Source organism: Polaromonas sp. JS666 (assembly GCF_900103405.1).
GTDB lineage: Bacteria > Pseudomonadota > Gammaproteobacteria > Burkholderiales > Burkholderiaceae_C > Polaromonas.
The window spans coordinates 13,118-26,845 of sequence record NZ_FNHX01000015.1 but is presented as its reverse complement, the minus strand read 5'-3'; the positions used below and the strand labels follow the sequence as shown (position 1 = coordinate 26,845).

Annotated in this window: 15 protein-coding genes; 5 read left to right on the top strand and 10 right to left on the bottom strand. The window is 64.8% G+C overall.

Annotated elements, in window-relative coordinates; translation table 11 throughout:
* Nucleotides 1-12 precede the first annotated feature (12 nt).
* The 3 genes from BLQ85_RS22455 (at nt 13) to BLQ85_RS22445 (ending at nt 1,888) form a co-directional block, all read left to right on the top strand.
* Nucleotides 13-579 (top strand): sigma-70 family RNA polymerase sigma factor, encoded by a 567-nt coding sequence (locus tag BLQ85_RS22455; protein ID WP_074580190.1) that lies wholly within the window; start codon nt 13-15, stop codon nt 577-579.
* 18 nt (nt 580-597) lie between these two features.
* Complete coding sequence (locus BLQ85_RS22450; protein ID WP_074580189.1) at nt 598-846, top strand: zf-HC2 domain-containing protein; 249 nt, start codon at nt 598-600, stop codon at nt 844-846.
* Between the two features lie 589 nt (nt 847-1,435).
* Nucleotides 1,436-1,888 carry an RNA recognition motif domain-containing protein gene (locus BLQ85_RS22445; RefSeq protein ID WP_074580188.1) on the top strand — a complete coding sequence of 151 codons (453 nt, stop codon included), beginning with the start codon at nt 1,436-1,438 and terminating at the stop codon, nt 1,886-1,888.
* A gap of 119 nt (nt 1,889-2,007) precedes the next feature.
* Here BLQ85_RS22445 and BLQ85_RS22440 read toward each other — a convergent pair whose 3' ends face one another.
* The 4 genes from BLQ85_RS22440 to BLQ85_RS22425 are packed head-to-tail and all read right to left on the bottom strand — an operon-like array spanning nt 2,008 to nt 5,188.
* Entirely contained in the window at nt 2,008-2,784 is a 777-nt protein-coding gene (locus BLQ85_RS22440; RefSeq protein WP_074580187.1) for an SDR family oxidoreductase, read from the bottom strand.
* A gap of 25 nt (nt 2,785-2,809) precedes the next feature.
* A complete protein-coding gene (lptC, locus tag BLQ85_RS22435) occupies nt 2,810-3,565 on the bottom strand; it encodes an LPS export ABC transporter periplasmic protein LptC (protein WP_074580186.1) in 756 nt (251 codons plus the stop codon).
* Complete coding sequence (locus BLQ85_RS22430) at nt 3,562-4,164, bottom strand: KdsC family phosphatase (RefSeq protein ID WP_083336961.1); 603 nt, start codon at nt 4,162-4,164, stop codon at nt 3,562-3,564. Before BLQ85_RS22430 ends, lptC begins: the two co-directional genes overlap by 4 nt.
* A 31-nt stretch (nt 4,165-4,195) precedes the next feature.
* Complete coding sequence (locus BLQ85_RS22425) at nt 4,196-5,188, bottom strand: KpsF/GutQ family sugar-phosphate isomerase (RefSeq protein WP_074580184.1); 993 nt, start codon at nt 5,186-5,188, stop codon at nt 4,196-4,198.
* Between the two features lie 65 nt (nt 5,189-5,253).
* Here BLQ85_RS22425 and BLQ85_RS22420 point away from each other — a divergent pair, with 65 nt between their 5' ends.
* Nucleotides 5,254-7,284 (top strand): monovalent cation:proton antiporter family protein, encoded by a 2,031-nt coding sequence (locus tag BLQ85_RS22420; protein ID WP_074580183.1) that lies wholly within the window; start codon nt 5,254-5,256, stop codon nt 7,282-7,284.
* 67 nt (nt 7,285-7,351) lie between these two features.
* Entirely contained in the window at nt 7,352-7,924 is a 573-nt protein-coding gene (locus BLQ85_RS22415; protein ID WP_074580182.1) for an adenine phosphoribosyltransferase, read from the top strand.
* Between the two features lie 24 nt (nt 7,925-7,948).
* Here the strand turns inward: BLQ85_RS22415 and BLQ85_RS22410 are convergent, their stop codons facing one another.
* The 6 genes from BLQ85_RS22410 to BLQ85_RS22385 form a co-directional block, all read right to left on the bottom strand.
* The gene (locus tag BLQ85_RS22410) at nt 7,949-8,764 is read right to left on the bottom strand and encodes a hypothetical protein (protein ID WP_074580181.1); all 816 of its coding nucleotides are present in this window, start codon (nt 8,762-8,764) and stop codon (nt 7,949-7,951) included.
* Nucleotides 8,765-9,018: 254 nt separating this feature from the next.
* Nucleotides 9,019-9,510, bottom strand: coding sequence for a Crp/Fnr family transcriptional regulator (locus tag BLQ85_RS22405; protein ID WP_007862691.1), 492 nt, complete (start codon nt 9,508-9,510; stop codon nt 9,019-9,021).
* A 187-nt stretch (nt 9,511-9,697) separates the two neighbouring features.
* The gene (gene mnmE / locus BLQ85_RS22400; protein WP_074580180.1) at nt 9,698-11,110 is read right to left on the bottom strand and encodes a tRNA uridine-5-carboxymethylaminomethyl(34) synthesis GTPase MnmE; all 1,413 of its coding nucleotides are present in this window, start codon (nt 11,108-11,110) and stop codon (nt 9,698-9,700) included.
* Between the two features lie 120 nt (nt 11,111-11,230).
* A complete protein-coding gene (gene yidC / locus BLQ85_RS22395) occupies nt 11,231-12,949 on the bottom strand; it encodes a membrane protein insertase YidC (RefSeq protein WP_074580179.1) in 1,719 nt (572 codons plus the stop codon).
* Nucleotides 12,946-13,266 (bottom strand): membrane protein insertion efficiency factor YidD, encoded by a 321-nt coding sequence (gene yidD / locus BLQ85_RS22390; RefSeq protein ID WP_074580178.1) that lies wholly within the window; start codon nt 13,264-13,266, stop codon nt 12,946-12,948. Before yidD ends, yidC begins: the two co-directional genes overlap by 4 nt.
* On the bottom strand, nt 13,263-13,682 hold the full coding sequence (locus BLQ85_RS22385) for a ribonuclease P protein component (RefSeq protein ID WP_074580177.1): 420 nt from the start codon (nt 13,680-13,682) through the stop codon (nt 13,263-13,265). The genes yidD and BLQ85_RS22385 overlap by 4 nt, the downstream gene beginning before the upstream one ends.
* Between the last annotated feature and the right edge of the window lie 46 nt (nt 13,683-13,728).

Genomic DNA, 13,728 nt, shown 5'->3' with positions numbered 1-13,728 from the left:
AGACTTCCGGCCATGCCTACTTTTGAAGAGCAGCTGGTTGAGCACCGGCTCTACCTCCTTCGTTTTGCGCGCCTGCAGCTGCGCAATGACGAATGGGCGGAAGACGCGGTGTCGGAAACCCTGCTTGCGGCCCTGTCCAAGCCCCAGTCCTTCGGCAACCGATCACAGCTCAAGACCTGGCTGGTCGGCATCCTCAAGCACAAGGTCATAGACCTGATCCGCAGCAATGCCCGGCTGGTGGCCGTGCCCGATGCGCAGGCCGACGAGGAAGGAGACGAGCTGGACCGCCTGTCCTTCAAGGCCGACGGCCACTTTACGGAGACGCCCAACGACTGGGGCAACCCCGACCAGACCTTGCAGCAAACGCAGTTCTTCCAGGTGCTGGACGCCTGCATGGAGCGCCTGCCGCCGGCGCTGGGCCGGCTGTTCCTGATGCGAGAATGGCTGGAGCTTTCTTCGCAGGAAGTCTGTAAGGAACTCTCGCTGACGCCGACCAACCTGTATGTCCAGTTGCACCGGGCCCGCCTGCGCCTGCAGGAGTGCCTGAATATCCACTGGTTCGGCAAACCCAGCACCTGATCGCCCGGCGCCCCTGACGTGAAACCCAAAATCACCCTGTTACGACGCACCTGCCGGGAGGCCGCGGCGCTGCTGATCGCGCGAGAGGACCGCGCGCTCAGCCTGCCGGACCACGTCGCGCTCAAACTGCACCTGATGGCCTGCGGCGCCTGCCCCAAGTTCGAGAACCAGGTCCTGACCCTGCGCGCCGCGATGAAGCGCTGGCGCCACTATTCCGGCGACGCCGCGGACGCAGTGGGGCAGGCTGAAGGCAATCCATCGAAATAAGGCCTTTCCGCCGCGCGAAATGCCGAAAAAGCATTCTTCGTGGATGCAATTTTGTGTAACTATTTCCCAATAGTTGGAACAAAATGCGTGGCCAGCGCGGCACAGGCCTTGCGCTTCGGCAAGGTCCACACGGGGTGCGCCCGGTTGTAAGCCGGGCTGGCCTCAAAAACCTTGCTTTTACAGGTTTTTAGAGCGCCTGATTTTTAATGTAGGCACTAACTTAGCTTACGGATCAATGACGGTTTGATTTTTAGAACAAAGGCATGGAAATCAGGCTTTTATCAGGCGAGCAAGGCATGGAAGTCTTTATGCCTCATTTGATCCGCGCCTGGCTTGCCACCACAAGCTGCCGTTGGCCGCCTGCCCATCAGGCCGCAAAGCCCCTGTTCATGCGGGCTGGGGCCGCCTAGGTAGTAACGCTAGTGGATTGTGTTTTGGGTAAGTGAAGCATAATATGCCGGTGCGAGTGTCAGCATTCGCACACGTTAGGTGATCGGTCAGTTTCGCGCGCTACAGCGGTACGTATCAAGATTTGTTGTGCTTTCGGGACCCCATCGCTTTTGTTTTTGTGTTTTAGAGGAGTCCCTTCATGGGCAACAAACTATACGTCGGCAACCTCCCTTACTCGGTGCGTGACGAAGACCTGCAACAATCTTTTGGCCAATTCGGCGCTGTCACCAGCGCTAAAGTCATGATGGAACGCGACACCGGTCGCTCCAAGGGCTTTGGCTTTGTCGAAATGGGCAGCGATGCAGAAGCCCAGGCAGCCATCAACGGCATGAACGGCCAGCCTCTGGGCGGCCGCAGCGTCGTCGTGAACGAAGCACGTCCGATGGAAGCGCGTCCCCCACGTAGCGGCGGCTTCGGCGGCGGCGGTGGTGGCGGCTACGGTGGTGGCGGCGGCGGCGGCGGTTACGGCGGCGGTGGCCGCTCTGGCGGCGGCGGCAGCGACGGCGGTTTCCGCAGCCCCTACGGCGGCGGCGGTAGCGGCGGTGGCCGTTCCGGCGGCGGTGGTGGTGGTGGCGGACGCGGCGGCTACTAAGCCCTGCTAACCCCCTCTTCTTCAGCCCCGGCTGAAGAGCGCTAAAAAGGCTTCAAGACTTCGGTTTTGAAGCCTTTTTGCTTTTCAGCCCCATCAATAAAAAGCTAAAAAGCGAAGGGTCAGCGCTCACCCTGGCGATGCTTGCGCGCACGCCCGGACAAGGCCTTGTCAAACAGCGCGTTGGGCAACAGGCGCAGCAGCTTGGCCACCACGCCCATCTGCCAGGGAATCACGCGATAGCTATGCCCGGCATGAATGGCTCCGAACGCCTTGTCGGCAAACGCCTCCACCTTCATCAAAAAAGGCATGGGGTAGCGGTTCTCGCGGGTCAGCGGCGTATCGATGTACCCGGGGCAGATGGTCACCACTTTCACGCCGCTGGTACGCAGCTCGCCGCGCAGGCTTTCGCAGTACGCGATGACCGCCGCCTTGCTGGCGCAGTAGGCGCCGTGGCCAGGCAGGCCGCGTATGCCGGCCACGCTGCCTATGCCCACCAGAGTGCCGGTGCCGCGCGTCACCATGCCGGCGATGAAGGGGTGGAAGGTCGCGGCCACGCCGATGTTGTTGGTCGCAAAGGTCTGCGCCATCACGTCCAGGTCCGACCGCACCGCGGTGTCCATGCCTATGCTGATGCCGGCGTTGGCGATCACGACGTCGGGCACGCCCTGCGCCGCGACACAGGCCAGGCCGGCCGCGACGATGCTGTCGGTATCGGCCACATCGGCGCTGTAGACCTGGTAGCGGCCCGCGCTGAGGCTGTTGGCCGAGGCCCAGGCCTGGACCTCGGCCGTGCGGCGCGCGGCCAGCGCCAGCCGGTAGCCCGCCGAATAAAAACGCATGGCCAGCGCCTGGCCTATGCCGCTGGACGCGCCGGTGATGAATACGAGTCTGGACATGGGTGGCCGTTGAAAAAGTCGGTCGCTAGGGCGTAACCGGTTTGGCGGGGCTTGTCGGCGCCGGTGCCGCCGGCAAGGTCAATGTGGGAAGACCGGCGGCGCTGGCGGCGGAGCGGGGCACCAGAATACCGTGGACCCGGCCATTGAGGTTCGCCACCTGGTCCAGGTTGTCATAAGCGAAGGTGTCGCCGACAAACTGGTCGGTGCCGCGAATCAGCAGCACGGGCTTGTGGGACTTCACGCGCTCGTCGTTCAGGAAGGCATGCAGGAACTCCCCGCGAAACTCCATGCGCGGTGTTTCCTTGCCGCTGGCGTCCTTGCTGGCATCCCTGATCACCCGCGCGTTGCCGGTCAGTTGCACTTCCGAGCCGTCGCCGTTGGAATAAGCCCGATTCGCCGTGGCGGTGGTCACACGGCCGTCGGGGCGGATGCTGCGGATGCGCGCCTGGTCGATCTCGAGGATGTCGGTGTCGGGGAAATGCCGGGCCTCTATGCCGTAGATCTCGCTCTTGAGCTGCCCGTTTTCGTCAAAGGTCTTGACGGTGAACTTGCGCATGAAATAGTCGATGTCGTGGCTTGCTTCCCGGGCCACCTCGGTTGTGCTGAAGATGGGCGTATTGCGCACCAGCCAGTAGGTGCCTAGCGCCAGCGCGCCCATCATCAGCAAGGGCATGTAGATGGACATGCTGTCCCACACGCGCAAAACGCCGCGCCATGCCCTCTTGAGCGGGGAGGGCGTGCCAGCGCGGCCAGCATCCTGGCCCTGCGTCGCGGTCGTCATAGGCGGTATTCCTGCAGCAACTCCGCATAGCGCCCGCAGGCGACAAGCAGCAAATCGCAGAACTCGCGCGCCGCACCATGGCCGCCAGGCGCCTGCGTGACATGGTGGGCTTGTACCCGGACTTCGAGGTGCGCATTGGAAGGCGCGCAACTGAGCGCCGCCCGGGACATCACAGGCAGGTCCGGCCAGTCGTCGCCCATGGCGGCGGCCGCGGCCCAGTCCAGGCCCAGCGCCTGCAGGGTGGTCTCGGCTGCGGGGCGCTTGTCTTCCGTGCCGAAATGCGCATGCGTAATGCCGAGCGCCTGCAGGCGCGCGCGCAGCACATCGCTGTCCCGACCGGTGATCACCACGGGGGTGATGCCGGCGCGCTGCAGCAGCTTCAGGCCGTGGCCGTCCAGGGTGTTGAAGCGCTTGATGATTTCACCTGAGGCGCGGTAGCCGCCGCCGGCCCGGGCCAGGGCATGGCCGTCGGGGTATTCGGAAAAATACAGGCCGCCGTCGGTCAGCACGCCGTCCACGTCGAAAAACGCCACCTTGACGCCTTGGGCGCGGAGCAGCAGCTCGGGAGCAAAGTTCAGGGCGGGGACGGGCTGCAACATGGGTGGCGTCAAAGAGGGCATGAAAACACCATCAGATGACCTTGGCCCGCATCAGGTCGTTGGAATTGAGCGCGCCGCACAGCACGCCGGCTTCGTCGACCACCAGCACGCTGGTGATGCGGTATTGCTCCATCAGCGCGGCCGCCTCCACGGCCAGCGAATCCGCCCGCACGGTGCGCGGGTTGGCATGCATCACGTCGCCGGCCTTGCTGCTGCGCAGGTCCACGCCTTTTTCGACCAGGCGGCGCAAGTCGCCGTCGGTAAAAATCCCGAGCACGCGCCGCGCGCCGTCGACCACCGCGGAGGCGCCCAGCCCCTTGGCGCTCATCTCGCGCATCAGGTCGCTAAAACCGGTGTCGGCCTGCACCTGCGGCACGGCGTCGCCGCTGCGCATCACATCGCTGACATGCGTGAGCAGCTTGCGGCCCAGCGCGCCGCCAGGGTGCGAGCGGGCAAAGTCTTCTTCCCGAAAGCCACGCACGTCAAGTAGCGCGACGGCCAGCGCATCCCCCATGGCGAGCTGCGCGGTGGTGCTGGCCGTGGGTGCCAGGTTGAGCGGGCAGGCCTCCAGCGCGACACTGCTGTCGAGCGTGACACGCGCATGACGCGCCAGCGCGGACTGGGCGCCGCCGGTGATGGCGATCATGGGCACGCCCTGGCGGCTCAGCACCGGCAGGATGACCGTGAGCTCCTCGCTTTCGCCGCTGTTGGAAATCGCCAGCACCACGTCCTGGCCGGTGATCATGCCCAGGTCGCCATGGCTGGCTTCTGCCGGGTGCACAAACATGGCGGGGGTGCCTGTGGAGGCCAGCGTGGCCGCGATCTTGCGGCCTATGTGGCCGCTTTTGCCCATGCCCATGACCACCACGCGGCCCCGGCAGGCCAGCACCAGCTCCACCGCCTGGGCAAACTCGCCACCCAGGCGCTGCGCCAGACCCAGCACGGCGGCGGCTTCTATCTCAAAGGTCTTGCGGGCCAGGTTCAGCACCTGCTCGGCATCCAGTTTCACGGGGTCTGCGCTCATGGCTGCATTCTATAGAGGCGCACAAAGGCCCATGCCGGCGCGGTTTCCTCGGCTACCATCGGCGCATGAGCGCGCTTGAACTGACCCTGCTGTACCTGCTGGCCGCGGTGTTGGGTGTGGTTGCGTGCCGCTCGCTCAAGCTGCCGCCCATGCTGGGCTACCTGGCGGTGGGCGTGATCATAGGCCCCAACGCGCTGGCGCTGGCGCAAAATTCGGACGGCATCCGCCACCTGGGCGAGTTCGGCGTGGTCTTCCTGATGTTCGTCATCGGGCTCGAATTCAACCTGCCCAAGCTGCGCTCCATGCGGCGCCACGTGTTCGGCCTGGGGCTGCTGCAGGTGGCGCTCACCATCGTGCTGGCCACCGTGGGCTCGCTGTTCCTGGCCAGCATGGCGCCCAGCCTGTGGACCATGGGCTGGCAGACCGCGCTGGCGCTGTCCGGCGCGATCGCCATGAGCAGCACCGCCATCGTCGTCAAGCTGCTGTCGGAGCGGCTCGAACTGGAGTCCGAGCACGGCAAGCGCATCATGGGCGTGCTGCTGTTCCAGGATCTGGCCGTGGTGCCGCTGCTGGTGCTGATCCCGGCGCTGGGCGCACCCGCCGACGCGCTGCTCATGGCGCTGGCCGTCGCCGGCGTGAAGGCGACCGTCCTCGTGGGCCTGCTGCTGACCGGTGGGCAACGTGTCATGCGCTGGTGGCTCACCATCGTGGCGCGGCGCAAGAGCGAAGAATTGTTCGTGCTGAACCTGCTGCTGGTCACGCTGGCGCTGGCCTGGCTGACCGAGCGCGCCGGGCTGAGCCTGGCGCTGGGCGCCTTCATCGCCGGCATGCTGATCTCGGAAACCGAGTACAAGCACCAGGTCGAGACCGACATCCGGCCTTTCCACGACGTGCTGCTGGGCCTGTTCTTCATCAGCATAGGCATGCTGCTGGACTGGCGCCTGGTGCTGGAACGCTGGCCACTGGTGCTGCTGCTGATGACGCTGCCCGTCTTTTTCAAGCTGGTGCTGGTCACGGCGCTGGCCCGCTCGCTGGGCGCGACCGCCGGCGTGTCGCTGCGCACCGGCCTCTATCTGGCGCAGGCCGGCGAATTCGGTTTTGTGCTGCTCACGCTGGCCCAGCAAAACCGCCTGGTGCCGCCGGCCCTGCTGAACCCCATCCTGGCCAGCATGGTGCTGTCCATGCTCGCCACGCCCTTCATCATCATGTACAGCAACCGCATCGTGATGAAGCTGGTCTCCAGCGAATGGCTGCAGCAGTCGCTGCAGATGACCACCATCGCGCGCAAGTCCATCAACGCCAACAAACACGTCATCATCTGCGGCTACGGCCGCTGCGGCCAGAACCTGGGCCACATGCTGGAGCGCGAAGGCATCCAGTACATGGCGCTGGACCTGGACCCCGACCGCGTGCGGCAGGCCGCCGCCGCGGGCGACTCCGTGGTGTTCGGTGATGCGGTGCGCCTGCAGGCCCTGATGGCCGCGGGCCTGGCGCGCGCCAGCGCGGTCGTCATCACCTACCTGGACACCGCCAGTGCCCTCAAGGTGCTGGCCAACACGCGCGCCCACGCGCCCACGGTGCCGGTCATCGTGCGCACCGTGGACGACCACGACCTGGAAAAGCTGCAGGCGGCCGGCGCCACCGAGGTCGTGCCCGAAGCCATAGAAGGCAGCCTGATGCTCGCCAGCCACGCCCTCGCGCTGGTGGGCGTGCCCATGCGCCGCGTGATCCGCGTGGTGCAGGACCAGCGCGATGCGCGCTACAACCTGCTGCGCGGTTACTTTCGCGGCGCCGACGACGACACGGTCAACGAGCTGGAGCAGGAGCGGCTGTCCAATGTCACGCTGCCGCTGGGCATCAAGTCCCTCGGCAAGCCCCTGGGCGCGATGGCCCTGGAGGCCGGCGGCGTGCGCGTGGTGAGCCTGCGCCGCAGTAACGGCAAGGCCGTGGCCGCGCAGGCGGAAACCCTGCTGGAAGGCGGCGACACGCTGGTGCTGTCAGGCAAGCCCGAAGCGCTGGCCATGGCCGAAGAAAAGCTGCTGCGCGGCCGGCCGCCCAAAGCCAATCCCACCAGCCCCGCCGGCGCGCCGGGCTGACGCGTTTTGCGCCCGCCGGGCGCACAATACGCGCACCCCACCGCGCACCCTATCCGCACGACGCACCATGCCAGACCTTCATAGCCTCCAGCACCAGTCCATCAGCCAGTATTTGCGCAACCATATCCGCACCGTGCCGGACTGGCCCGCGCCCGGCGTGCAGTTTCGCGACATCACGCCGCTGCTGCAAAACCCCAAGGTTTTTCGCGTCCTGATTGACGCGTTTGTGCACCGCTACATGGACCCGGCCTTGCGCCCCGACGTGGTGGCCGGCCTGGACGCGCGCGGCTTCATCCTCGGCGCGGTGGTGGCTTATGAGCTCAACGTCGGTTTTGTACCCATCCGCAAGAAGGGCAAGCTGCCGTTCTCCACAGTGCAGGAGACCTATGAGCTCGAATATGGCAGCGCCACGGTGGAGTTGCACACCGACGCCGTCAAGCGCGGCGACAGGGTCCTGCTGATCGACGACCTGATCGCCACCGGCGGCACCATGATGGCCGGCAAGAAACTGCTGGAAAAGCTGGGCGCCAGCGTGACCGAGGGTGCGGCGATTGTGGATTTGCCCGAACTGGGCGGGTCGGTGAAGCTGCAGGCCGCGGGCCTGCCCTTGTTCACGCTGATTGATTTCGCCGGGCACTGAGCGCCGCCCGGCACAGCCTGGCGCCTAGACCAGGTCGCCGTACTGCGTGCTGCTGAGCGCCGGCGAGGACGGCGAATCCGGCATCTCGGTGTCTTCGAAGCCGGTCAGCAATGCGTAGGAGCGCGGGCCGCCTTTGCTCCTGGCGGCCTCCTTAGCCTCCTTGACCTCCCTGGCCTCCTTGGCGTCTTTGACGCCCTTCTCGGGCGCGGCGGCCGGCCCCTGGGCGGACGCGGCCAGCAGGGCCTGCTTGAACGCGGCCACTTCGTCGGCCTGTATGGGTTCGTAGCGGGGAGTCGGTGGCTTGGCGGGCTTGGCCGCCGCGTCGGGAACAGCGGGGACAACGGCAGCAGCGGCGGCAACGGGGACCGCCGCGCTTTGTGGCGCGTCCTGGGTGCTGGGCTTGGGCTTGACCACAACCGCCGTTTCGTCGATGCGCCAGTAGACCGCGGGCACCGTGATTTCGAAACGCGCCTTGGCATTCTGGATGATCAGCGTCTCGATTTCGCCGAGTTGTTCTGAAGGGCGGCCAAAGGCTTTGGCGAGGTCCATCATGACGAGGAACTCATTGCCGCGCTGGTCCAGCGAAAGCACCTTGAATTTATAGCTGGCGGACAGCACGCCGGAACGCGTCATGGACTCGCGGATCGCGACATACAGCTGCTCGCGCCGGGCGTGGCGCTTGAGCTTGGCGCCGTCACCGGGCGCCGCGGCTTCAACAGGCAGCCGGCCCGGAACGGACAGGGGTGATTTGTCACGCGCGGCGGAGGCGCGCCTCTGCTCCTCGGCGGGAGAAGGTTTGACCGGGCTTGGTTTGCTGGAAAACCAGTTGAGAAAAGACATATTCGGCGTTCTTGTAATGGATGAGGCAATTTTCCGTCAATGCGATGTGTGAAGTCTGTAAGCAATCCCCACAAACCACGACTGCTGTTGTTTGGCGGCTGCTTTAACGGTCACTTTATCGAATCGCCCGCCTTACCGCACGGTAAAAAATCACGGGCATTGCCGGTTTGTCGCCAGCACATGCAAACCTTTAGTTCACAAGAAGCCTTTGTCCGATGACTGCTGTGCGCGCGGTGGCGCACTCGCATGTCGCCTCAGGTCACCGCGACGCGCTTGGGCCGGTTGTACAGGCGCTTGGCCATCACCGAACCCATGGCCATGGTCAGCTCCAGTGCGATGGGGCTGTGGCGATTGGCCAGTTCAAGGAAGCGCATGGGGGTGAGGCACCAGAGCTTGCAAGGGGTGGAGGCATGCACCGTGGCGCTGCGCGGCATGTGCGAGAAAAATGCGCCTTCGCCGAGCACGGTGCCGGCGCCGACCAGTGCCATGCGCACACGCGCTTTTTCATCTTCGTAGTGAACGCTGAGCGTGCCGCTTTCCACAAAGTACAGCGTGCGGTCCAGCGCGCCTTGCTCCATCAGCACCTGGCCGCTGTTCAGCGCAAACGGCTGCAGGTAGCTGGCCAGGATGTCCCAATGCGGCTGGTTGAATTGGCAACGCAAGGCATCACTGGCGTGGCAATGCAGGATGGCCTGGGCCAGGCCCTGGATGTCAAAACGGATGGCGGCGGGAAGTGGAGCGTTCATAGTGCAACGGAAGATACCTTCGCACTACAACAGCAGCAAGGGCTCTTAACGCCCACTTACACCTGATACAGGGGTGGTCCGATTTGTAATTTCCCCTCGAAAACAGGCCATTTTTAACCCTTTCAGCGGGTTTGCGACCGCTGGTCCGCGCACAGCGCCCGCCCATCGTTCGCCGGCCAGCCGCTTACTACTTTCCAATACAGAATCTCGAGAAAATTTCGCCCAGCAGGTCGTCCGGCGTGAACGCGCCGGTGATCTCGCCCAGGTGCAACTGGGCCTGCCGCAGGTCCTCGGCCAACAGGTCCAGGGCCGGCTGCGCCGCATGAAGCTGCGCGCCGGCTTTGCTGAATTGCTCTTGCACCTGGCGCAGCGCGCGCACATGGCGCTCACGCGCCATGAACACCCCCTCAGGCACAGCCTGCCAGCCCGCGACCTCCAGCAGCCGGTTGCGCAAGTCCTGCAAACCGGTGCCAGTTTTGGCGGAGATCAACACGCCGCCCTCGATGGAGCCCAGCACCTGCGCACTGGCCGCGTCGCTTTTGTTCCAGACATCGATGACGGGCGTGTTGCGCGGCAACTCGCAAGCCAGCACCTGCGTGATGTGCGCGTCGGCGGCCAGGTAGTCGGCGGTGTGGCGCGTCAGGTCGTGCAGGAAGAGCACGGCGTCGGCGCTGGCGATTTCGGCCCAGGCGCGTTCCACGCCGATTTTTTCGACTTCGTCGAGCGCGTCGCGCAGGCCGGCGGTGTCCACCACATGCAGGGGCACGCCCTCGATCTGGATCAGCTGCGACACCTTGTCGCGCGTGGTGCCGGCAATCGGCGTGACGATGGCGAGCTCGGCGCCGGCGAGGGCGTTGAGCAATGAACTCTTGCCAGCATTGGGTTGGCCTGCGATCACCACCTTGATGCCTTCGCGCAGCAGCGCACCCTGCACGGCGCGCTGCATCACGGCGGCCAGCGTCGTTTGCAACCGCGCCAGCTGGCCTTGCGCATCGGCCTTTTGCAGGAAGTCGATGTCTTCTTCCGGGAAGTCCAGCGTGGCTTCCACCAGCATGCGCAGGTGGATCAGCTGCTCGAGCAGCGTGTTGACCGCCAGCGAAAACTCACCCGACATCGAACGCGCGGCAGAGCGCGCCGCGGTTTCGGTGCTGGCGTCAATCAGGTCGGCGATGGCCTCGGCCTGCGCCAGGTCTATCTTGTCGTTGAGGAAGGCGCGCTCGGTGAATTCGCCGGGTTGCGCCACACGCAGCCGGGGCAGGGCCGCGTGGCCGGTGGTGGGATCAAGCGCGGCGCCGGCTTCCAGGCAGCGCGCCAGCAACAGCTGCAGCACCACCGGCCCGCCATGGGCCTGCAACTCCAGCACGTCTTCGCCGGTATAGGAATGGGGTGCGGGGAAATGCAGGGCCAGGCCCTGGTCTATGGCCGCGCCTTGCGCGTCGAGAAAGGGCAGGTAGGTCGCCTGGCGCGGCAGCAGCGCGCGGCCGCACAGCGCTTCAATCACGGGCGCGATGTGTTTGCCGGAGACGCGCACAATGCCCACGGCGCCGCGGCCGGGCGCGGTGGCAATGGCAACAATGGGGTCGTGGTGTCGGGCCAGCATGGTGCTAGATATTAAGCGGCAATCAGTGGGCGGGCCTGGCCTGGGCGCGGCGGCCAGGCTTCCATCAGTTTCCAAAGAAAAAGGGCCGCGAAGCGGCCCAATTTTTATTTTCTGCCCGCCTTAATTGAATTTAGGCAGGTTGAACTGAGGCGGCACGCCCATGCGGGTGTTGATCACCCACTGCTGGGCGATGGACAGGATGTTGTTGGTGATCCAGTACAGCACCAAGCCGGCCGGGAAGAAGAAGAACATCACGCTGAAGATCAGCGGCATGAACCACATCAGCTTGGCCTGCATCGGGTCCGGCGGTGCGGGGTTGAGCGCCGTCTGCAGCATGGTCGTCAGCGTCATCACGATGGGCAGGATAAAGAAGGGGTCCGGCGCCGAGAGGTCGTGGATCCAACCTATCCAGGGCGCGTTGCGCATCTCGACGCTGGACAGCAGCACCCAGTACAGCGCGATAAACACCGGGATCTGGATCATGATGGGGAAGCAGCCGCCCATGGGGTTGACCTTTTCCTCGCGGTAGATTTTCATCATGGCCTGCTGCATTTCTTGCGGCTTGTCCTTCAGGCGCTCGCGCATTTCCATGATCTTGGGGTTGATGGCCTTCATCTTGGCCATGCTGGCGTAAGCCTTGGCATTGAGCCAGTAGAACGCCACCTTGAGCAGCAGCACCAGCGCCACGATGGACCAGCCCCAGTTGTGGATGAAGCCATGCAGCTTGTCGAGCAGCCAGTACAGCGGCTTGGCCAGGATGGTGAGCCAGCCATAGTCCTTCACCAGCTCCAGGCCGGGGGAAATGGCTTCCAGGGTTTTTTCTTCCTGCGGGCCGACGAAGAATTTCGAGTCTATGGTCTTGGTCGCGCCGGGTGCAATGGCGTCCAGCGAGGCGATCATGCCGACAGCGTAGAGATTGGTGTCCACCTTGCGGAAGAACAGGTCGCGCTTGATGCCGTCGCCCAGGATCCAGGCCGAGGCGAAGTAGTGCTGCACCATGGCGGCATAGCCGTTGCTGGCCTGTTTCTCCACGTCGACCTTGTTGTTCTCGATGTCCTTGAACTCGACCTTCTGGTACTTCTTGGCATCGGTGTAAATCGCCGGGCCGGTGAAGGTGGAATAGAAAGATGACTCTCCGGGCGGCTTGTTGCCGTCGCGCACCAGCTGCAGGTAGAGCTGCGGCGAGACCGCGGCCGTGCCGGTGTTGACGACGTCGTGGCGCACCGCGATGTCATAGGCGCCGCGCTTCAAGGTGTAGGTCTTGACCAGCTTGACACCGCCGACGTCGGCCGATTCGAACTTGACTTCGAGTTCATTGAGGCCGTCTTTCAGCGAACGCTCGCCGGGGACAAGCTTCATCAAGGTCTTGTGCGTGGGGAAGCTGCCGCTGCCGATCAGGCCGGTCTGCGCTACATAGACGCGGTTGGCGCTTTCATCGAGCAGCACAAAACCCTGGTCCTTGTGCGTCTGGTCCTTGTACTTGGCAAAAGCCGAATGCACCAGCGTGCCGCCTTCGCTGTCAAAGGTCAGCGTGAGCACGTCGGTGTTCACCACCACACGTTCCTTCGTGGCCGCGGGCGCGATCGTCGGCGCGCCTGTGGGCACGGTGCCCGGCGCGGCGGGCGCCGCGTTGGCGGCCTGGGGTGTTGGCACCGAAGAAGCCGCGGCGCCGGCGGCCGGCGCGGAAGCGGCAGCACCGGCGGCGGGCGCCTTGGCGGACTGCGTGCTGGAGGGGAAGAAGGTCGCCTTGTGGCCGTTAAAAACCTGCCACTGGTCCCACAGGAGGACCATGGAGAAACCAAATATCACCCACAAGATGGTGCGGCGGATGTCGTTCATGACGGCGTCTTTTTAGAAGGGGTAGGGGCCACGGGCGTGGCCAGGCGGGAAAAGAGAGAGAAGGGGCGCGCTGCGGCAGGCGGTACGGGGTCGAGCCCGCCTTCACACCAAGGATGGCAACGGGCCAGGCGGCGCAGCGTGAGGTAGCTGCCCACGGCGGCGCCGTGCTGCTGCAGCGCCTCCAGAGAGTATGCGGAACAAGTCGGCTCGAAACGGCAGGCCGAGCCCAGCCAGGGGCTGAGCAGCAGGCGATAGCCTTTGACCAGGCCTATCAACAGCGTTTGCGGCAAGCGGGCGAGGGCGGCCGGCAGGCTCATGGCGCTTTGGCTCCGGCCTGCATCAGGGCCTGGACTTCGGCGCGCACGGCCTGTTTGAGCGGCTCGGAGCTGGCGCTGACGAATTCGGTGCGCGAAAAATCACGCCGCAAGCGGACCACATAAGCGGCCTCGGGATACTGATGCGAAAAATCAGCGCTCACGGTGTAGATCTGGCGTTTGATGGCGTTGCGCGTGACAGCCCGTTTGGCCCAGCGTTTTGGAACCATGGCCCCGAGCCAGGTGTCCTGGACGGGGAACAGCGACCTTGCCGCAAGGGCATCAACAGGGCCGCCGGACTCGGTTTGCACCGGCCTGGCGTCCAGCGCATTGCGGTGCAATGCGAAGTGCGTTGTTTTTGCAACGATGGCGCCGGCAAGGACTGCCTGGAACTGGGAACGGGTTTGAAGCCGCTGCACGAGCGCCAGGCCTCAGTTCGGAAAACTGCGGATGGCCAGCAAAAAC